The following is an 18,553-nucleotide window of genomic DNA, read 5'->3' as shown; positions in this document are numbered from 1 at the left end:
ACAATTTATCTATTAATCCATATCAATAGATACATTAGACAGTGATCCTAGCTGATTTCCTTCATCAGAATCCAACTTAATCATTAATCGTAGATCATTTGGCGAGTCAGCATGGTGAATGGCATGCTCTAAAGTTACCTTGCCTGCTTTGTATAATTCGTACAGTGCCATATCAAAACTCTGCATTCCCATCTCTTTGCCTTTCTTCATGGCTTCTTTTAAGCCACCTATTTCATTGCGCTGAATTAGGTCTGTCACTAGGGGGGAGTTTAATAGTATTTCAATGGCCGCAACTCGACCTTTGCCATCAGGTGTAGGCACCAATTGCTGCGCCACTATGGCTCGCATATTTAAACTTAAGTCAAACCTTAGTTTTTCATGCTGCTCTGGTGGGGCTAAATGCATAATACGCTCAATAGCTTGGTTGGCATTATTAGCATGGAGTGTCGCCACACATAAATGCCCTGTATCAGCAAAAGACATAGCGTATTCCATGGTTTCCATTGAACGAATTTCCCCAATCAAAATTACGTCTGGCGCCTGACGCAAAGAGCTTTTTAAGGCATCATCAAAGGACTGGGTATCAATTCCCACCTCACGTTGCGTTACAACACAGTTACCGTGCTCATGCACAAATTCAATAGGATCTTCTATGGTTAATATATGACCTCGAGAATGCTGATTTCTATGCCCCATAAGTGCCGCAAGAGAAGTAGACTTACCCGTTCCGGTAGCACCCACAAACAAAAGCAAACCTCGCTTTGACATAATCACATCTTTCAAGACTTCAGGTAATCCTAACGCCTCTACTTGAGGAATCTTAGTGACAATACGCCTTACTACCATACCGGCCATGTCTCTTTGCCAGAAGGCACTGCAACGAAAACGTCCAATATCATCCCGGGCTATGGCAAAGTTACATTCTTTAGTTGAATCAAATTCGTCACGTTGCTTTTGATTCATTGCATCATGAACTAACGCTAACGCTTCTTCTTCAGTTAGATTACTGCTGCCAACAGGTGTCATTTGCCCATTCACTTTTGCACTAACAGGGAAGCCAACCGTCACAAATAAATCTGATGCACCTAAGTCTTGCATCGCTTCAAGGTAGGGGGAGAGTTCCATAATATATCCTTAAAAACCGTTAGATGTTTTTTTATCGACAGACTTTGCCGCGGCATCTTGTGGTGATATCAACCCTTGCGCCACCAGCTTTTGTAAACACTGATCCATAGTCTGCATACCATGGGATTGACCTGTTTGAATCACCGAGTACATTTGTGGCACTTTATCTTCACGAATAAGGTTACGAATAGCAGGGATCCCCAGCATAATTTCGTGGGCTGCCACACGGCCACCGCCGTTTTTCTTCAACAGGGTTTGCGAAATAACCGCTCTGAGTGATTCTGACAACATTGAACGTATCATGGACTTTTCAGCCGCAGGGAACACGTCAATCAACCTGTCTATAGTTTTAGGTGCAGAGTTGGTATGTAATGTACCAAATACTAAATGACCAGTTTCGGCTGCAGATATCGCTAAACGTATTGTTTCTAAATCCCTAAGCTCACCCACTAAAATAATATCTGGATCTTCCCGCAAAGCTGAGCGCAAAGCGTTGTTAAAACTATGGGTATCTCTGTGCACTTCCCTTTGATTGAGTACACACATTTTATTTTCATGCACAAATTCGATAGGGTCTTCTATGGTCAAAATATGTTCACGCTTTGTTTTATTGATATGGTCAATCATAGCTGCCAAGGTGGTACTTTTACCGGAACCTGTCGCCCCAGTTACCAGCACAATACCCGTAGGCTGATTAATAATATCTTTAAATATATCTGGCGCACCTAAATCGTCTAAACTCAAAATTTCACTAGGGATGGTCCTAAGTACTGCAGCTGCCCCTCGGTTTTGCATAAAAGCATTCACCCTAAAACGGGATAAGTCTTTTACTTCAAAGGAAAAGTCAGTTTCTAAGTTTTCTTCATACTCCTTACGCTGCTTGTCATTCATGATTTCATATATCAATCCATGCACTTCTTTATGCTCTAAGGCAGGGATATTCAGTCTTCGCATTTCGCCATCAACACGAATAATTGGGGGTAATCCAGCAGAAAGATGTAAATCAGAGGCTTTATTTTTAACACTAAAGGCCAAAAGTTCGGTAATATCCAAAGCAATATTCTCCGTATATGATGTTGCAGTATGGAAACAATAGCAGAACGACTTAAAAGCGTACAAACAACGATTAAGCAATCAACTTTAAAAGCTCATCGTCCTTCAAATAGCGTAAAATTACTAGCGGTTAGTAAGACTAAACCCGTATCTGATATTGTCCAAGCGTATGAAGTTGGACAACGTTTGTTTGGTGAAAACTATGTACAGGAAGGCATTGAAAAAATTCAAGCATTGCAAGATCTTGATGATATAGAGTGGCATTTTATAGGGCCATTACAGTCAAATAAAAGCCGCCTTGTGGCAACGCATTTTGATTGGGTAGAAACCATTGATCGTCTTAAGATTGCGCAACGTTTAAATGACCAATGCCCAGAAAACAAAAAGTTAAACATTTGTGTCCAAGTTAATATCGACAGCGATCCAAACAAAGCTGGCATCAAAGTAGAAGAGTTAAATGAATTTATAGAGGCAATAGTAATAATGCCTAACTTGTGCTTGCGGGGCTTAATGACTATCCCCAAAGGGCAGCAATCACCAGAACAACAGCAGCACAGCTTTGGAAAAATGGCTGATTTGTTTAATGCCTTGAAATTAAAATATCCAAATATAGATACCCTTTCCATGGGGATGTCTGGTGACATGGTGCACGCCATAAATAATGGTAGCACTATGATAAGAGTAGGTACTGCTATATTTGGAACACGTAATCAAACTAAGGAATCTAATGCAACATAGAAAAATCGCTTTTATCGGTGCCGGTAATATGACCAAAAGCATCATAGGTGGACTTATAAAGAACGGTTATCCAGCAGATCTCATCATTGCTAGTAACCCTTCTGTGGCCAAACTAAATGCATTGAAAGATGAGTGTGGCATAAATATCACCCAAGATAACAATCAAGCGATAGAGTTTGCACAGGCTGTAGTTCTCGCAGTCAAACCACAGCTTATGGAGCAGGTAAGCGCAGCTATCGATAGCACCATCGATTTATCAGATAAATTATTTATCTCTATCGCAGCGGGCATCACCACAACCAGACTTAAAGAAATGCTAGGTGGTAACTATTCAGTTATTCGTACTATGCCCAATACTCCAAGTGCCCTTGCATTAGGCATGACGGGCCTGTTTGCTGACGCAAATATAACAGCTGAAGATAAAGAATTTGCAGGTAACCTATTATCACAAGTAGGAAAAATAGCCTGGGTTGAAGAAGAACCTATGATGGATGGCGTTATCGCTGCAGCGGGAAGTAGCCCGGCTTATTTTTTCTTATTCCTAGAAGCCATGGAAAAAGAAGCGATGGCAATGGGATTTACAAAATCCACCGCGCGCTTACTCGTTCAACAAGCCATGTTAGGTGCAGCTGAAATGGTTTGTCATAACCCGAACCTTGAATTAAGTGAGCTGCGCACCCAAGTCACTTCTAAAGGTGGCACTACAGCAAAAGCAGTTGAAGCACTACAACAACAAGGCTTAGAAAAAATTATAGCCAAAGCAATGCAAGCAGCAGTGCAACGAGCTGAAGAAATGTCTCGTCAGTTTTAATAAAGATTAGGAACACAACGCCCAATGAACTCAGTTTTAATGCTTATTGATACACTATTTAACTTGTACCTTATGGTAGTGTTACTGCGCTTATGGCTACAATTCGCCAGAGCAGACTTTTACAATCCATTTAGCCAGTTTGTAGTCAAAGCCACACACCCAATAATTGGGCCTTTACGCAGAATACTGCCATCGGTAGGAAGGTTAGATACCGCTACCCTAGTGTTAGCTTTCTTAGTAGCGGCGGTTAAACTCATCGTGATACGTTTAGTCGCAGGAGGCATCGAAGTTACCCCCATTCAAATTGCTCTATTCGCTGTGATTACCGTTTTTAAAGAAGCCTTAAGCTTGTTAATTTATGTCTTAATATTAAGGGCAATATTAAGCTGGGTTAGTCAAGGACGTAATCCTATCGAGTTAGTCATGGGGCAGCTTACAGAGCCACTATTAGCACCTATTCGAAGACGTATGCCTGACTTAGGCGGGTTAGACTTATCGGTAATGGTGGTTATCTTATTGCTATTTTTTGTACAAAGTTTATTAGGTGAATGGTTTGGTATTTATTAAACAAAATAAGGGTTCATCATATTGGCTTAAGATTTTAATTTGCATCATGGGAATCTTTGCTTCTCAGGTTCAAGCAGAACAAAAAGCCGATTTGGGAAGCTGGGAAGTACACTATATAGCGATAAACAGCACATTTTTAACCCCAGAAATAGCCAAGCATTATGGTATTTTGCGAAGCAAATATAATGCTGTAATAAATATTTCTGTACTTGATAAGCAAGACAAAACGGCGCAGTCTGTGGTAGTGACTGGTGAAGCCAAAAATTTATTAGGTGTAGTTAAAAAGTTATCCTTTAAGAAAGTAACCCAAGGTGGCGCTATTTATTATTTAGCTCCGCTTTCTTTTAGTGACTTAGAACAATACCGAATGACAGTAAATTTGAATGATGGAACAGAACAAGAAACTTTGAAATTTCAACATAAATTTTATGCAGAATAGGCGGTAAAGAAACAAACCGCCTAATTCAAACTAAAGGCTAATGGACGTATATTTTCCTTTATATTAATGTTCGCTTGTTATTTTAAGGACGAGTTGTGAGCAAAGATTTTCGCGAAAATACTATAAGAATTCTAAACAGAACTTGGAATATTTATGTTTAGAACCATTAAGTTTCAGATTTTATTAATATCTACTATTTTTGTGGTGTTAATGCTGTGCCAAACATTCTTATCTAGAAATATACAGTCTGTCTTCACTGAAGCATTAGACCAAACTCAAGAAATAGCCAAAAAAGTTAGCTTGGTAAGAGAGCTAGAAAGAGATGTTATTGATTTACAACGCAACGTTTTAATCTACAAAAACTTAGCTAACGAGTCCTCTATCAGCCGCTTTAATGTGCTTATGGCTAAGAGTTTAAATAACTTAGAAACCCTGACTAAACTCACCGAAAAAGAGCATGATCAGAATATATACCTTGATTACATCAAGCGTATGAAAGCACACCTCAACGATTATCAAGAAAACTTCAATAGTGTCATAGTGGGAAGAGGTAACCGAGAAAAGCTTTATCAAGAAGGCGTGTTAAATAATTTAGGGTTAGCATTTGAAGGCTTTGACCTAGAACCCAACGCAACTCATATTAATGAGCGAAACTTTCAAGCAGCCAAGTTTCATTTAGCACAAGCAGAAACACTGTTATTACAATACCTTTTAGCCCCAGACCAATCGATAGTAGAGCCTTTTAACCAATTAATCGCTGCCGTTAAAAGCGATGTTGAACAAATCAATAGCAACAAAGCCCAAGTGCAACAAGCCCTTGAGAATTTAAGTAATGTAAAAGTAGAGTTTGCACGGTTAACAAAAATTACCCGTGGATACATGTTTTTAGCCAACGTTGTTATGACAGGCTCGGCAAATGAATTTCTGCTTTTAGCAAGGCAATTAAATGATTTAGTGACCCAAAACTTAGATAAAACTAATCAAGCCGTTAAAGAGTCTATTGATAGCTCTCGTTTAAGCAGCGTGGTGTTTTCTTTGTTTGGAAGTATGTTAACCATATTCACTACGCTGTTTTTAATTTACAAAATAATGCTACCAGTGAGTAACATAACTCATGTATTTAGAAGACTAGCAAAAGGCGAGAGTATAGATAAAATCCCTAACCTTCATCGCACCGATGAGATTGGAGAGCTAGCACAAGCAGCAGATATATTTCATAAGAAAAACAAACAAACGGTTACCCTATTAGAAGAGTCCCAATCACTAAATGAGCAACAAGAGCGACTCAACCAAACCCTAGTTGAAACCAATAAAAAAGCTGAGCAAGCCACCTTAACTAAAAGTAGATTTCTGGCCAATATGAGCCATGAAATTCGCACTCCAATGAACGGTATTATTGGCATGCTTGAAGTACTTATGCGTACCCCGTTAACCCCAGACCAAACCGAAAAGCTAACAAAAGCGTCATACTCTGGGCAGATACTCATTAACCTTATTGATGGCATATTAGACTTCTCTAAGATTGAAGCTGGCAAGCTAGATATCGAAAGCATAGAGTTCAATACCAACAATATGTTCAGTAGTATTTTAGCCAGCATAGAAAGCGGCTCACGACATAAAAGATTAGATGTACGTTTATACATCAACCCAGAACTACCAAGTACGTTGATTGGCGATCCGTTACGAATAAACCAAATAATACTGAACTTATGTAGCAACGCCATTAAGTTTACTCGCAATGGATCTGTGTTTATCAATATTGATTTCATACCTAAAAACGACACAGACTTAAACTTTATCATCACAGTAAAAGACACTGGGATAGGCATGCTACAGAGTCAGGTGAGTAAGGTATTTGATATTTTCTCTCAGGCAGATGGCTCAACTAGCCGAGTGTTTGGTGGAACAGGCTTAGGCTTATCCATAGTAAAACAACTTGTTGAGTTAATGTCTGGGCATGTAAGTGTGCAATCTGAAAAAGGTAAAGGAAGCACATTTACGGTAAGTCTTCCCCTTAAAAGAAGTAGCAATGATGAACAGGTGCTAAATGAAGCTACACACCTAACCACTAAGCTCTATTACTTTAGCAGTAATAGAAACGGCTTTTTACACCATAGTTATTTAGAAAAAATGGCGCTAGATTACCATCACATGCCACTGACACAGCTATCAGTAACAGTTGATGACATTAAAAAAGGTGACATAGTAGTTCTAGATATAGATGAGCAAAGTGCCCTACAGTCGTTTTTTGATGCCATTGATTATCTACACAAAAAGTCAATTGCCATTGGTTTTGTTTCACACTCGCACTTAAAGAGTTTACCCAAGCAGATCACACTATTTTGGGACGTAGAATTTCTTTATCACCCTTTTATTCCTGAGCAGTGCAGCCAATTTTTAATGAAGCTTTTTACCTCTAACAAGCTGGTGACCATTCCTAGCAGATTTGACAGGCCTAATGAGAATATCCCTCAGTATTCTGGGTACGTGCTGATAGTAGAAGACAATGATATTAATCTGGCTGTTATCAGTGAAATGCTAAAATCATTGGGGGTACGTTATGATGTGGCACATGATGGCGGTCAAGCTGTAGTACAAATCCAAAAATCTCCCACATACGACATGGTCTTCATGGATATACAAATGCCCCTAATGGATGGTTACGAAGCCACCACTAAAATAAGAGAGCTTGGTTACAAAGAGTTGGTTATATGTGGGTTATCAGCTAATGCCATGCAACAAGATATTGATAAAGGTAAATCCGTTGGCATGAATGACTATTTAACCAAACCTATCAATCAACAGTCTCTTGAAAAAGTCATAGCTAAATACCTGCCCATTAAAGATAAATAACAGCACATATCATAAAAACATTGGGTATAAAGACACCACCAACATACTTGCCATAAGACAGTTAAATACCCTTAAGCGCTTTGAGTTGGTTAAAAAGCGTCGAATGTTTTTTCCTAAAATTGTCCAAACTGTAATGCAGGGCAAATTAACCATCCCAAAAACCATAGTAACAAACAATACGGCTTCGACATTATTGGATGGTGCATACACACTTATAGCCATTAGCGCCATTGTCCAAGCCTTTGGGTTAACCCATTGAAAGATAACTGCTTGAATAAAAGACATAGGCTTTGACTCGCCCTTATTGCTGGCCATAGTAGGATCAGATGTAGCAATTTTAAAAGCTAGGTATAAAAGATAAGCCACGCTTACCACTTTCAAAATATTATAAATTACAGGGTAAGCATCAAATAATTTTGTCAGCCCTAAGCCTACCAGCACAACCATAAACATAAATCCCAGATTAACCCCCAATAAGTGGGGTAAAGTCCTTTTAAATCCATAGTTAGCCCCAGAGGTCATCAACATCAAATTGTTAGGCCCAGGCGTAGCAGAAGACACCAAAGTAAAAAGTAGCAAGGCGCTGAAAATCTCGTAGGTCATAAGTAATGTTGTAGGTTTTAGATATTTTAAATTAATGCAATTATAAACAATGTTATGATAAATATTCGTGCAAAATAACCGAAAAAACAAAACATAAAGCAAGATATGATTAAAAAGAACAAGCTAAACGACAGAATATTGCAAGAACTAAAATACAATGGTCGCATATCTAACGCAGAACTTGCAGATAAAATTGGGCTTTCACCATCAGCCTGCTTACGACGGGTTCAAGAATTAGAAAACAACGGCACCATTAAAGGCTACAGAGCAATTCTCGACAACGAATTATTAGGACAAGGTTTTATAGCTTACGTCACCGTTGGCTTAGGAGAACACACCAAAGGCTCTCAGGAAGCATTTGAACAAGCCATTATTAAAGCCAATGAAGTCAAAGAATGTCACAATGTAACAGGCGCATTTGAATATATTTTACGGGTAGAAACCCGAGACTTAAAAACCTATAAAACCTTTCATACTGATGTACTCGGCACCTTGCCACAAGTCAGCACAATCAGTACCCATGTGGTGATGGAATCTGCAAAAGATGAACGTGCCTAGTCCCCAGTAAATGAGTAAATAAATGACATCAATAGCAAAAATGTTTGCACCCCACTCACTCAGCTGGGTAGAATAATCCACCCTACCAAATAAGGCCGCCTTTTTTGAGAAAGCTTGTTAAAAAACCTAGTGAAAATATCGTATTTACTCTGATATTGACCTTGTTGTTTAACGGCATTGTGAGCCTTTACGTATCTGCCTCTATGGTGAGTCATGCCACTGATTTTGCGGATCAAGATAGCGTTTTAATTTGTACTGGTACCAGCTACAAGTGGATGTCGCTTTCAGTCTATGAACAAACAGGCAAAGTAGAATATATTGATCCGCCTGAAAATAGCCCCGAAAACCTCAGCGATTTACACTGTACTTATGGCTACTTAAGTGACTCAAAATATCATGGCTTTATCTTCAACAACCTTGGAGATTTAGTAAGGCCAGCAGATAGCAATCTTAATATTTGCTATTTCCAAGCCTTATATCCAAATGCAAAACATCAACTTCCCTTAACCCGAGGGCCACCTTCTCTTAGTTAAGTCTGTCTGTTACCAAAAAATAATCATGACGTTTTAATTAGCGTCTCCCATTTTGATTAAATTAAGAGAAGTTATCATGCTTAAATCTAGCTCTATACTTACTAGCCTAGTTACCTCTGGGCTCATGGCATTACCCCTACAAGCCTTTAGTGATGAAGCACAACAATCAAATTTAAAAGCGACGGATCACGCACCTATTGGTGTAATGGGAGACCATTTACACAAAAAAGGGGAATTCATGTTTTCCTATCGGTTTATGCAAATGTCCATGTCAGGCAACTTACAAGGCAGCGACAGTATTTCTGACGATGACATAGTCACCTCAGTAACCGCGCCCAATAGCTCAATGAATTATGTCAGAGTGGTGCCGCAAACCATGACACAAAACATGCACATGCTTGGCTTTATGTATGCACCAACTGACCATGTCACCCTTATGGCCATGGTTAATTATATTGATAATGACATGACGCTAACCACCTACTCAGGTGCATCCGGAACTACAGTTTTAGATAATTTCAATACCGCAAGTTCCGGCTTAGGTGACACTAAGCTAACTATGCTTTACAGCTTAATAGATACACCAGAGCATAAGTTTCATGTAAACCTTGGCTGGGTATTACCTACAGGTTCAATTGAAGAGACTGACCAAGTGCTAACGCCCATGAATATGCTCACTAACCTGCGCTTACCCTACAGTATGCAATTAGGCGGAGGCAGCCACAGAGCTGAATTTGGTTTAACTTACAATGGTAATAAAGACAACCTAAGCTGGGGCGCACAAGGCTTGTATAATCTTGCACTTTCAGAAAATGATGAAGATTACGAAACCGGTAAAACTCTAAAACTAAGCACTTGGGCAAACTATGGGTTTTCAGACGCAGTAAGTGCAACTGCTCGGCTAACCTATAACAAAACTCAAGAAATTGTAGGTGAAGACGAAAACCTTACCGCTCCCGTTACAACCGCCAACCCTGCCAATTACGGTGGTACATTGTTAATGGCAGCTATAGGCATAAACACTGTAATAGCCAACAAACACAGAGTCGCATTTGAATACGAAATACCTGTCATCCAAGACGTCAACGGCGTACAAATGGAAATGGACAATATGTTCACCATAGGATACCAGTTGGCCTTTTAAGAGTTGCACAACTCCATTTTGCAGCCTTAGCAAGCAACTTGATAAGGCTGCGGTATCCTATCTAATTGCTATATTTGATACCGTTTGAACACTAGCCGAGCTTAACAATCACTTGTATGCTAGCACTTTAATTTAGCCCCAAATAAACCTTGGAAAATTCATGCTCCCTAGCCAAAAACCTGCAAATCCTAATTTTTCTTCAGGCCCTTGTGCAAAACGCCCTGGTTATGATGTTAATTCTTTAGACTTGTCTGTACTGGGCCGCTCCCATCGTGCACCTATTGGTAAAAAAGCCTTAGAAAGCGCCTGCTTAGATACAGCAAAAATACTCAAACTACCTGAGGGTTATCGCGTAGCAGTTGTACCGGCTTCGGATACAGGCGCCATGGAAATGGCCATGTGGTCTATGTTAGGTGAACGCCCTGTTGACGTTTTATATTGGGAGTCGTTTGGTCAAGGTTGGGCCACAGATATTACTAAACAGTTGCAACTCAAAGATGTGAACATTCATAGTGCAGACTATGGACAGCTTCCTGATTTTACTCAAGTAAACTTTGACAATGATGTGGTATTCACATGGAACGGCACCACATCTGGCGCCCGCGTACCCAGTGCCAATTGGATAGACGCAAACCGCAAAGGGCTAACCTTTTGCGATGCCACCTCAGCCGTATTTGCTCAAGAAATAGAATGGCAAAAGCTAGACGTTATCACCTACAGCTGGCAAAAAGTCTTAGGCGGCGAAGGCGGCCATGGCATGCTAATTCTTAGCCCTAAAGCCGTCGCTAGGCTAGAAAGCTACACCCCAAGCTGGCCACTGCCTAAAATATTCCGTATGACTAAAAACGGGAAACTAACCGAAGATTTATTCACAGGTGCAACCATCAACACGCCATCCATGCTATGTGTAGTAGATTACTTAGACGCATTAAACTGGGTTGAATCTATCGGTGGGGTAACCGAAACCATAGCTCGTGCTGATAAAAACCTAGCTACGCTAGAGGACTTTGTCGCCAAGCATGACTGGATTGAGTTTTTGGTCAAAGACAAAGGCATTCGTTCAAACACTAGCGTTTGCTTAACCCTTGATTTAACAGCCGAGCAAGTAAAATCTGTCATCAAACTACTTGATGAAAACGCGGTTGCCTATGATATTGGTGCATACCGAGACGCCCCCGCAGGCTTGCGCATTTGGTGCGGAGCTACTATCGAAAACAACAACTTAGCAGCCTTATTGCCTTGGCTTGAATGGGCTTACCATCAAGTAAAGTCTAAATAAACACCTTATACGCCACTTTTAAAGTGGCGTGTTACCCCCACTGCCCCCAAGGGTTACCACAGCTTACAAAAACTTTTGTAAAACCGGCTTGAGCAACCTGAGTTTTACATGACAAAAATTCGCCTTATAGCTTGCTCAAAGTAATGCCTGCCAAACCTTTAATTTAACATTTTGAAAACCTTAATTTTACAACAGTCCAGTTTTTGCGCCGAATAACACATGGATCACGTTAATTGACATTTTTTATATAAAAGTAAAATCTATGTAATCCACTTTTCTTTATTGATAATCATTTTCGTTAACATTAACATCCTGCCGACTTTACTTTTCAATACAATATAAAAACATTCATACAGGGAATTAGGCACAGTGAAGTTAAGGGCATTTATGCCATTAGAATTAATTTCTGGAGAAACACACACATGAACCTGAGAATGACCACAATAGCAGCAATGGTTACCCTATCATTTACCCAGCATGCTAGTGCCAATGACGAAATCGAAACCATTGAAGTGACAGGCAATTACCTGTCTAGCAATCAATCAAACTCAATAAAAACCCCTACTCCTATTCTTGACGTACCACAGAGTTTATCTATTTTCACAGCAGAAGATATTCTGCAACGTAACATTGTTAGCGTTGGCCAACTTATCGACTATACCCCAGGTGTTAACACTTCTCAGGGTGAAGGACACCGCGATGCAGTGGTCTTTCGTGGTGTACGTTCTACTGCAGATTTCTACTTAGATGGCGCAAGAGATGACGTGCAATACTACAGGGCACTTTACAATATTGAACAAGTTGAAATTTTGCGGGGCCCCAATGCCCTTTTATTTGGCCGTGGCGGTACAGGCGGTGTGCTTAATCGTGTAACTAAAAAAGCAACAACTAGCAGTGACTTTGCTGCTTATACGGCATCATTGAACTCTTTTGGGGGCTATCGTGGCGCAATTGATAGCAATAGTTCGCTATCAGAAGATGTCGCCTTTCGTGTTAATGCTATGTACGAACAACTAGATAACCACAGAGACTTCTACGAAGGTGAACGTTTTGGGATCAACCCAACAGTACATGCGGTACTGAGCGAAAACACCTCAATTGACCTATCTTATGAATACGTGGATCACCAACGATTTATAGACCGTGGTATTCCAACAGGCACCAATGGTAAGCCTGATGAATCCCTAGAAAACATAGTGTTTGGTGACAAAGATAACAACTATCAAGAAACCCAAGCTCATATATTTCGTACGGCTTTACAACATCAATTCAGTGACACCCTAAAAGGTAACTTTAGTGCTTTCTATGGTAACTATGACAAGGTTTACTCTAACTTTTATGCCTCAGCATATGATCAAGACAATGCCCTAGTCACCTTAGACGGCTACATAGATACCACAGTACGAGACAATGTGATTTTAACCGGTAACTTAGTTAACGAGTTTGTCACTGGCAATATTGGTCACACTCTAATGTTTGGTGCAGAGTGGATCCACACTTCGTCTGACCAAAACCGTCTTAACCCTGTGTTCTCTACATCTATTGATGATACTGAACAATTTAACGTACAACGCCCCATCGACTTTTCAGGTTTAACAGGTGTCAATGCCAATGGTGAAGTAACCACAGCAGCCTTTACAGATTTAAACGACGATACCCGTGTAACCTTAGATGTTCAGTCAGCATATATTCAAGATGAAATTGCCCTGTCTGAGAACTTTGACTTGGTAATTGGCGCACGTTTTGACAGTTTTGATATAGACGTATTTAACGCAGACCCAGATGTACTAGAGCGCCGTACTAAGAAAGACAGCGAAGTATCACCTCGATTTGGTGCTATCTATAAACCACAAGAAAACATCTCATTTTATGCAAGCTACAGCGAATCCTTCTTACCTCGAAGTGGTGAGCAATTCGCAAATATCAACGGTGACAACAACCAGTTAGATCCTGATACTTACAAAAATAGCGAAATTGGTGTGAAGTGGGACTTAGAGTCTGGCATGAGTCTGACTGCAGCAATATTCGAAAACGAGCAAACATCACTATCAGTCTCAGATACTGACGCTGAACGCTTTGACGTAACAGAATCAGAAATATCAGGTGTTGAACTACAGTTTTCTGGGCAGTTAACAGAAAGCTGGGCAATAAACGCTAATTATAGTTACTTAGATGGAACCAACGGCAGTACTGATCTTACGCCACGAGAATTACCAGCACACACAGTATCTGTATGGAATAACATCCAAATTAACGAAGTGTTAGGTGTTGCGATTGGGGCCACTTACCAAGATGAAAGCTATATAAACAACGGCAATACAGCGGTACTACCAAGCTACACCCGTGTAGATGCAGCCGTGTATTATCAGGTATCTGAAGATATGCGTGTCTTGCTTAATATCGAAAACTTAGGGGATACACAGTACTTCCCTAACGCCCATGCGACTCACCAAGTCACTGTTGGTGCGCCGTTAAATGCGACCTTAACCTTATCAGGTAAATTTTAATCTACCCCGATAATTTCAGTTAAGTAAAAATGGCTCCTGTCCGAATATATTTATCGGGGCAGGAGCCATTTTATGGATCATAAAAAATAACACATAAAAAAACAATAACTTATAAAATATTAAAGACTTAAAAGCGTGCGCTTTGCACGTACCCATCAAACCCTAAACACTCCTGAACTCTGCGTTTTTGGACATCTGACAACTCATCAATGTCAAAGAACTTAAACTCCAAATGCTCGTCACTTAAGGTAATAGTTGCCCCCTTCTTAATCTTGCACTTAAAAATAAAGGCCTGTGATTCATGCTGCGAGTGGTAATACACACCGCTTAAATATTGAATTTCGATTTCGCAGCCTAGCTCTTCTGCGCACTCACGTATAAGTGCATCGTGAATGGTTTCACCAGCATCTAAAGCACCACCGGGTAAACCCCAAGCGTGATTGCCATAACTCGCTTTAAGCAATAACACCTGCCCCATTTCATTCAAAATTACCCCATGGCTGCTTAAGCGATATGTATCATGATATGCCAATCAACTGCTCCTGTAGTTTAAAACGGCGAGTGGTAACCAAAAATCACTACCCTGTTAGTGCTTAGGTGCGCAGGCTTAATTGCCAATATCCCACATCTAACCATTTATCGAATTTAAAACCCACGTTTGCGAAGTGGGCGACTTTTTCCATACCTAACTTTTCGTGCAAGGCAACGCTAGCTGGATTAGGTAGTGTTATGCCACCGATTACATTATTAATATCAAGGGATTTAAGCCTACTCAAAAGCACCTCATACAACTCGGTACCCAAACCATTTCCATGGGCATCATGGGCGAGGTAAATTGTTGACTCTACCGAAAACCGATAAGCACTTCTTTCTTTCCACTTTGTTGCATAAGCATACCCAATTACAGTGTCATTTTTAACGGCAACTATCCAAGGTAAGTTTGCATCCCATACCTTAGCTAATCGACTAGACATTTCTTCGGTAGAGACAGGGGTTTCTTCAAAAGTGGCAGAGGTGTTTGTCACATAAAAATTGTAAATATTGGCAATATCTGACGCATCACCTAAAACAGCATTTCTGATAATCATAATTCCCCTATTAATCTAGGCCTAAGTTAGTTTCTAAACAGAAAAAAGTTAAACACCAAAATACTCAAGAAAGCATCTAATCAAAAACGCTTTCAAGCTACTTTAAAAGCAGGAGCCTTGGTAATCTTGAAATCTGCAGCAATTAGCAATTAGCAATTAGTTTGATACTCCAACCAATGAATAGTATTACCAATAACTGCAATGCTCCCAGATACGATTAATGTAGCAGCAGATACAAAACCTTCAGCAACCAAGAAAAACTTTAAATCATCTTTATCACCAGTGTGCCTACCATCTGATGAACGGTGGCCCACCAAGCCCACATATTTACTATCAAGCTCCAACATTCTCGTTGCCATAGTGCAATTCGAAGAGTACTTTTGATTATCTGAAGTCGTTGGATAAAACACACACGACGTACAAACAACGGCCAAAACTAATATTGTTAACACTCCTTTCACCTGCAATTCTCTTCTTCCTTTTAAATTTGCCATAAAAATCAACCTAACGTGTCCATAAGAACACCTCACTACGAGTGAGAATACAAAAATTTACTAAGACACTCAGAACAATAAAGTAACCAACCACACTTCTATCAACAAGTTATAAATTTTAAGTAATTAGAGTGACTGTCCTTTTAGTAACTGGGACAACTGCTGTCGTCAAAAGAGTATTCATAGATTCCATGTTCACTTTCTAATACAACATTATTTTCATCCACTATGCGTATTTCTAAGTTGCTTCCTGCCAAAGCCGATAGTAAACCTTTGCAGTCACCTATATTTTTAGGTTGCGGAAGGCTCTTCATGCCCGCTAAAGCTTGCATAAAGTTACTAGACTTATTCTTCTTATTTAAACTCATTTTTAATTTAGGTCCTGGCGGTATTTCAGATCGTTCTATTCTGGTACCGGTTACTGTGATCTTTTGCGATGATTCATCGTCAACTTTTGATTTTGAAGCACACGCTGCCACCAAAGTTATAAGCGCTAAAATAAATAAAACTTTCACATAAACTCCTTTTCTTTAAGAAACATAACGCCCTAATCAGCCGACGCGTTAGCGGTCGGCTGGATTTGTTTGTTAGCTTTATAGTGCAATATTTTTGTTTTTACGCCTAGATATTCATAAGCTGCAGCAGCTTTCATTACCAAATCTTCGTCTCTACACAAAAACAAATGACAAAACGAAGCAATTCCCGCATGCGTCATATCACTAAAAGATGCCCGAAACCTCCTATCTTTTTTCATTTTTGAATCACAGAGAATTAGAGTGGCTGTCCTTTTAGTAGGAGTATATTTTTAGCACTTTTTCTGTGCAAAAATATAATGCAAAAGGGATTTCATCTTTTTGTGGCTGTTACGATTAGCATCATGGGCCTTCTCTGTTCGTCATACCAACCCATTTTTTTCACCATTTCATCTGATGGTTTCGGCTCCAATAACGAGCTAATTTCAAACCCTTCGGATAATAAAGCAGATATATGTGTTTCTATTGTACGGTGATACTTGATGACTTCACTTCCTAAAAATTTAGTTTTCCTTTTCCCTTCATGAAAATAATTATCCAAAGGCCAGTGCTGAATTTTGTCATTTTCGTAATGCCAATCTTGCGAGCTATTTGAAGTAAAAACTGGATGTTCGACAGAATAACAAAGAACGCCTTTGGATTTTAACAGCTTGGATGCTTTGCGGAAAACTGAACTAAGATCTGCAACGTAATGCAAAACTAAAGAACTAAATATCACATCAAAAGACTCTTCATCTGCATCAAAATCTTCGATAGCACAATGTTCAAGAATAACTTTTCCTTTACCAGTTAACTCACGAGCCTTACTTAACATTTTTTCTGATAAATCTATACCTACTACAGTATCAGCTCCTTGTTCAACAGCATACTGACAATGCCATCCGTAACCACAACCTAAATCAAGTATTTTTTTTCCAAATAATTTTGGTAAATGGGCACGAAATACCTCCCATTCACCAGCTGACTTTAGGCCATCAGATGAGCGTGGCATTTTAGCGTAAGCTTTAAAAAAAGCTGGGTCGTCATATTTATTTTGTTTCACAATAAATTATCTATTTTTAACTAGCCAAAGTTTACTTAGACACTCGTACAATAAAATATTGCTACTTTTTACGTAGGGCGTCTACTTAAGCTTCTTTATATCGGCTCATGTACTAAACCGTTTGAGCCTATGACTCGTCAGTTAGAATAGCTTGCCTTGCGATCTAAATTTGGAAGTGACGCCTTAGGTGGCGGGCTGGAAACTTCCAAGGTTTTAACATTGACCGACCACCCGTCTTTTGCAAGAAATAACGGCCCAAGGTACCCGGCTTTTCGAGTTTGTTCCTCAATAAAACCATCGCTATCTTTAGGTAGTTCTTTACCTACAAAATGTGAATACACCGCAAGGCCTGGCTTAGCCTTATTGAATAATGTTGCCGCTTCTGGAACCGACATCAGTTTGGCAACCACACCTTGCATTTCCGGCTTTTTCGCAAGAGCTTCAGGCATCGACAAAATATTTGAAATCAGCACATCTACGCCTTTTGAAGCATCTTGTAGCTCTTTAAATAAGCGCCCATCACCTGTCATCAAAACTTTATGGTTTTGGTGTTCAACCGTGTAACCGAATGCTGGATCGCCGTCATCATGTTGGGCTGTGATAGCGCTCACTATCACCTCCGTTTCTTGAATTACAACTTGCGGCTCTGAAATTTCAGATACGATAATGTCTAAATGCGCTTTGTCATTAAAACGATTAGATCGTTGTTCAATGTCAAACTGATACATTTGATACATACCATTGATCATGTCTTGAGTACCTTTAGGCCCCCAAACTCTGAGTGGCTCTGTACGACCCAATAAGAACCAGCCTGTCATCCATAGAGTTGGTAACCCCTCAATATGATCGTTGTGCAAATGTGTGATAAAAATGTCAGTGACTTCTATAGGATTAATACCAGCCTCGTACAAATTCTGCATGGTGTTACGACCTACATCAAAAAGCATTTTTTGATCCCCAACAGAAACAATGGTTGCTATTCCTTCCCGTGCTGTGTTTATTTCTGGGCCGCCAGTGCCAACAAAGGTGACAATAAAATCATGGTTTTTAGTGGTTGAGAGCTGAGCATTAGCGCTTGATATTAAGCACAGATGACATAACAAGAACATAATTCCAAGGGCAATTTGCATCAAAAGTACTCGAATAGGCTTACAGCGAGAGCTTAATCATGACACCCATTCTAAAA

Annotated in this window: 19 protein-coding genes; 10 read left to right on the top strand and 9 right to left on the bottom strand. The window is 39.8% G+C overall.

Annotated features, from left to right (window positions below):
- Positions 1–12: 12 nt before the first annotated feature.
- Both ACMUMK_RS03865 and ACMUMK_RS03860 read right to left on the bottom strand, forming a co-directional pair.
- On the bottom strand, positions 13–1,125 hold the full coding sequence (locus ACMUMK_RS03865) for a PilT/PilU family type 4a pilus ATPase (protein WP_414699803.1): 1,113 nt from the start codon (positions 1,123–1,125) through the stop codon (positions 13–15).
- A 9-nt stretch (positions 1,126–1,134) separates the two neighbouring features.
- Entirely contained in the window at positions 1,135–2,178 is a 1,044-nt protein-coding gene (locus tag ACMUMK_RS03860) for a type IV pilus twitching motility protein PilT (RefSeq protein ID WP_414699802.1), read from the bottom strand.
- 30 nt (positions 2,179–2,208) lie between these two features.
- Between ACMUMK_RS03860 and ACMUMK_RS03855 the strand changes: the two genes are divergently transcribed.
- The 5 genes from ACMUMK_RS03855 (at position 2,209) to ACMUMK_RS03835 (ending at position 7,586) form a co-directional block, all read left to right on the top strand.
- Entirely contained in the window at positions 2,209–2,916 is a 708-nt protein-coding gene (locus ACMUMK_RS03855; protein WP_414699801.1) for a YggS family pyridoxal phosphate-dependent enzyme, read from the top strand.
- The gene (proC, locus tag ACMUMK_RS03850; protein ID WP_414699800.1) at positions 2,906–3,727 is read left to right on the top strand and encodes a pyrroline-5-carboxylate reductase; all 822 of its coding nucleotides are present in this window, start codon (positions 2,906–2,908) and stop codon (positions 3,725–3,727) included. Before ACMUMK_RS03855 ends, proC begins: the two co-directional genes overlap by 11 nt.
- Positions 3,728–3,751: 24 nt before the next feature.
- The gene (locus ACMUMK_RS03845; protein ID WP_414699799.1) at positions 3,752–4,294 is read left to right on the top strand and encodes a YggT family protein; all 543 of its coding nucleotides are present in this window, start codon (positions 3,752–3,754) and stop codon (positions 4,292–4,294) included.
- Between the two features lie 46 nt (positions 4,295–4,340).
- Positions 4,341–4,733 carry a DUF4426 domain-containing protein gene (locus ACMUMK_RS03840; protein ID WP_414700323.1) on the top strand — a complete coding sequence of 131 codons (393 nt, stop codon included), beginning with the start codon at positions 4,341–4,343 and terminating at the stop codon, positions 4,731–4,733.
- 153 nt (positions 4,734–4,886) lie between these two features.
- Positions 4,887–7,586, top strand: coding sequence for an ATP-binding protein (locus ACMUMK_RS03835; RefSeq protein WP_414699798.1), 2,700 nt, complete (start codon positions 4,887–4,889; stop codon positions 7,584–7,586).
- Between the two features lie 9 nt (positions 7,587–7,595).
- Here the strand turns inward: ACMUMK_RS03835 and ACMUMK_RS03830 are convergent, their stop codons facing one another.
- Positions 7,596–8,189, bottom strand: coding sequence for a LysE family translocator (locus tag ACMUMK_RS03830; RefSeq protein WP_414699797.1), 594 nt, complete (start codon positions 8,187–8,189; stop codon positions 7,596–7,598).
- Positions 8,190–8,294: 105 nt separating this feature from the next.
- Here ACMUMK_RS03830 and ACMUMK_RS03825 point away from each other — a divergent pair, with 105 nt between their 5' ends.
- From ACMUMK_RS03825 to ACMUMK_RS03805, 5 genes are all read left to right on the top strand, one after another.
- Complete coding sequence (locus ACMUMK_RS03825) at positions 8,295–8,747, top strand: Lrp/AsnC family transcriptional regulator (RefSeq protein WP_414699796.1); 453 nt, start codon at positions 8,295–8,297, stop codon at positions 8,745–8,747.
- A gap of 104 nt (positions 8,748–8,851) precedes the next feature.
- A complete protein-coding gene (locus ACMUMK_RS03820; protein ID WP_414699795.1) occupies positions 8,852–9,280 on the top strand; it encodes a hypothetical protein in 429 nt (142 codons plus the stop codon).
- Positions 9,281–9,356: 76 nt separating this feature from the next.
- Entirely contained in the window at positions 9,357–10,424 is a 1,068-nt protein-coding gene (locus ACMUMK_RS03815; RefSeq protein ID WP_414699794.1) for a transporter, read from the top strand.
- A gap of 160 nt (positions 10,425–10,584) precedes the next feature.
- A complete protein-coding gene (locus ACMUMK_RS03810) occupies positions 10,585–11,703 on the top strand; it encodes a phosphoserine transaminase (protein ID WP_414699793.1) in 1,119 nt (372 codons plus the stop codon).
- A gap of 422 nt (positions 11,704–12,125) precedes the next feature.
- Positions 12,126–14,210, top strand: coding sequence for a TonB-dependent receptor (locus ACMUMK_RS03805; protein WP_414699792.1), 2,085 nt, complete (start codon positions 12,126–12,128; stop codon positions 14,208–14,210).
- A 127-nt stretch (positions 14,211–14,337) separates the two neighbouring features.
- Here the strand turns inward: ACMUMK_RS03805 and ACMUMK_RS03800 are convergent, their stop codons facing one another.
- The 6 genes from ACMUMK_RS03800 to ACMUMK_RS03775 all read right to left on the bottom strand — a co-directional run bounded on the left by ACMUMK_RS03800 (position 14,338) and on the right by ACMUMK_RS03775 (position 18,497).
- Positions 14,338–14,742 (bottom strand): NUDIX hydrolase, encoded by a 405-nt coding sequence (locus tag ACMUMK_RS03800; protein ID WP_414699791.1) that lies wholly within the window; start codon positions 14,740–14,742, stop codon positions 14,338–14,340.
- Between the two features lie 61 nt (positions 14,743–14,803).
- The gene (locus ACMUMK_RS03795; protein WP_414699790.1) at positions 14,804–15,298 is read right to left on the bottom strand and encodes an arsinothricin resistance N-acetyltransferase ArsN1 family B; all 495 of its coding nucleotides are present in this window, start codon (positions 15,296–15,298) and stop codon (positions 14,804–14,806) included.
- A gap of 149 nt (positions 15,299–15,447) precedes the next feature.
- Positions 15,448–15,792, bottom strand: a complete 345-nt coding sequence (locus ACMUMK_RS03790; RefSeq protein WP_414699789.1) for a hypothetical protein — start codon at positions 15,790–15,792, stop codon at positions 15,448–15,450.
- 143 nt (positions 15,793–15,935) lie between these two features.
- A complete protein-coding gene (locus ACMUMK_RS03785) occupies positions 15,936–16,307 on the bottom strand; it encodes a hypothetical protein (protein ID WP_414699788.1) in 372 nt (123 codons plus the stop codon).
- Positions 16,308–16,638: 331 nt separating this feature from the next.
- Positions 16,639–17,367, bottom strand: a complete 729-nt coding sequence (locus ACMUMK_RS03780) for a class I SAM-dependent methyltransferase (RefSeq protein ID WP_414699787.1) — start codon at positions 17,365–17,367, stop codon at positions 16,639–16,641.
- A 137-nt stretch (positions 17,368–17,504) separates the two neighbouring features.
- Entirely contained in the window at positions 17,505–18,497 is a 993-nt protein-coding gene (locus ACMUMK_RS03775; RefSeq protein ID WP_414699786.1) for an MBL fold metallo-hydrolase, read from the bottom strand.
- Between the last annotated feature and the right edge of the window lie 56 nt (positions 18,498–18,553).

Origin of the sequence: Paraglaciecola sp. 2405UD69-4 (genome assembly GCF_047525415.1) — a bacterium.
Taxonomy (GTDB): domain Bacteria; phylum Pseudomonadota; class Gammaproteobacteria; order Enterobacterales; family Alteromonadaceae; genus Paraglaciecola.
Note: the sequence above shows the minus strand (reverse complement) of the source record. Positions and strands in the feature narration are given on the sequence as shown.

What these genes read in the sequence shown, in the direction of transcription:
- ACMUMK_RS03865 (WP_414699803.1), bottom strand. Translation starts at nt 1,125, where the DNA reads ATGGAACTCTCCCCCTACCTTGAAGCGATGCAAGACTTAGGTGCATCA.
- ACMUMK_RS03855 (WP_414699801.1), top strand. Translation starts at nt 2,209, where the DNA reads ATGGAAACAATAGCAGAACGACTTAAAAGCGTACAAACAACGATTAAG.
- proC (WP_414699800.1), top strand. Translation starts at nt 2,906, where the DNA reads ATGCAACATAGAAAAATCGCTTTTATCGGTGCCGGTAATATGACCAAA.
- ACMUMK_RS03845 (WP_414699799.1), top strand. Translation starts at nt 3,752, where the DNA reads ATGAACTCAGTTTTAATGCTTATTGATACACTATTTAACTTGTACCTT.
- ACMUMK_RS03840 (WP_414700323.1), top strand. Translation starts at nt 4,341, where the DNA reads ATGGGAATCTTTGCTTCTCAGGTTCAAGCAGAACAAAAAGCCGATTTG.
- ACMUMK_RS03835 (WP_414699798.1), top strand. Translation starts at nt 4,887, where the DNA reads ATGTTTAGAACCATTAAGTTTCAGATTTTATTAATATCTACTATTTTT.
- ACMUMK_RS03830 (WP_414699797.1), bottom strand. Translation starts at nt 8,189, where the DNA reads ATGACCTACGAGATTTTCAGCGCCTTGCTACTTTTTACTTTGGTGTCT.
- ACMUMK_RS03825 (WP_414699796.1), top strand. Translation starts at nt 8,295, where the DNA reads ATGATTAAAAAGAACAAGCTAAACGACAGAATATTGCAAGAACTAAAA.
- ACMUMK_RS03815 (WP_414699794.1), top strand. Translation starts at nt 9,357, where the DNA reads ATGCTTAAATCTAGCTCTATACTTACTAGCCTAGTTACCTCTGGGCTC.
- ACMUMK_RS03810 (WP_414699793.1), top strand. Translation starts at nt 10,585, where the DNA reads ATGCTCCCTAGCCAAAAACCTGCAAATCCTAATTTTTCTTCAGGCCCT.
- ACMUMK_RS03805 (WP_414699792.1), top strand. Translation starts at nt 12,126, where the DNA reads ATGAACCTGAGAATGACCACAATAGCAGCAATGGTTACCCTATCATTT.
- ACMUMK_RS03795 (WP_414699790.1), bottom strand. Translation starts at nt 15,298, where the DNA reads ATGATTATCAGAAATGCTGTTTTAGGTGATGCGTCAGATATTGCCAAT.
- ACMUMK_RS03790 (WP_414699789.1), bottom strand. Translation starts at nt 15,792, where the DNA reads ATGGCAAATTTAAAAGGAAGAAGAGAATTGCAGGTGAAAGGAGTGTTA.
- ACMUMK_RS03775 (WP_414699786.1), bottom strand. Translation starts at nt 18,497, where the DNA reads ATGCAAATTGCCCTTGGAATTATGTTCTTGTTATGTCATCTGTGCTTA.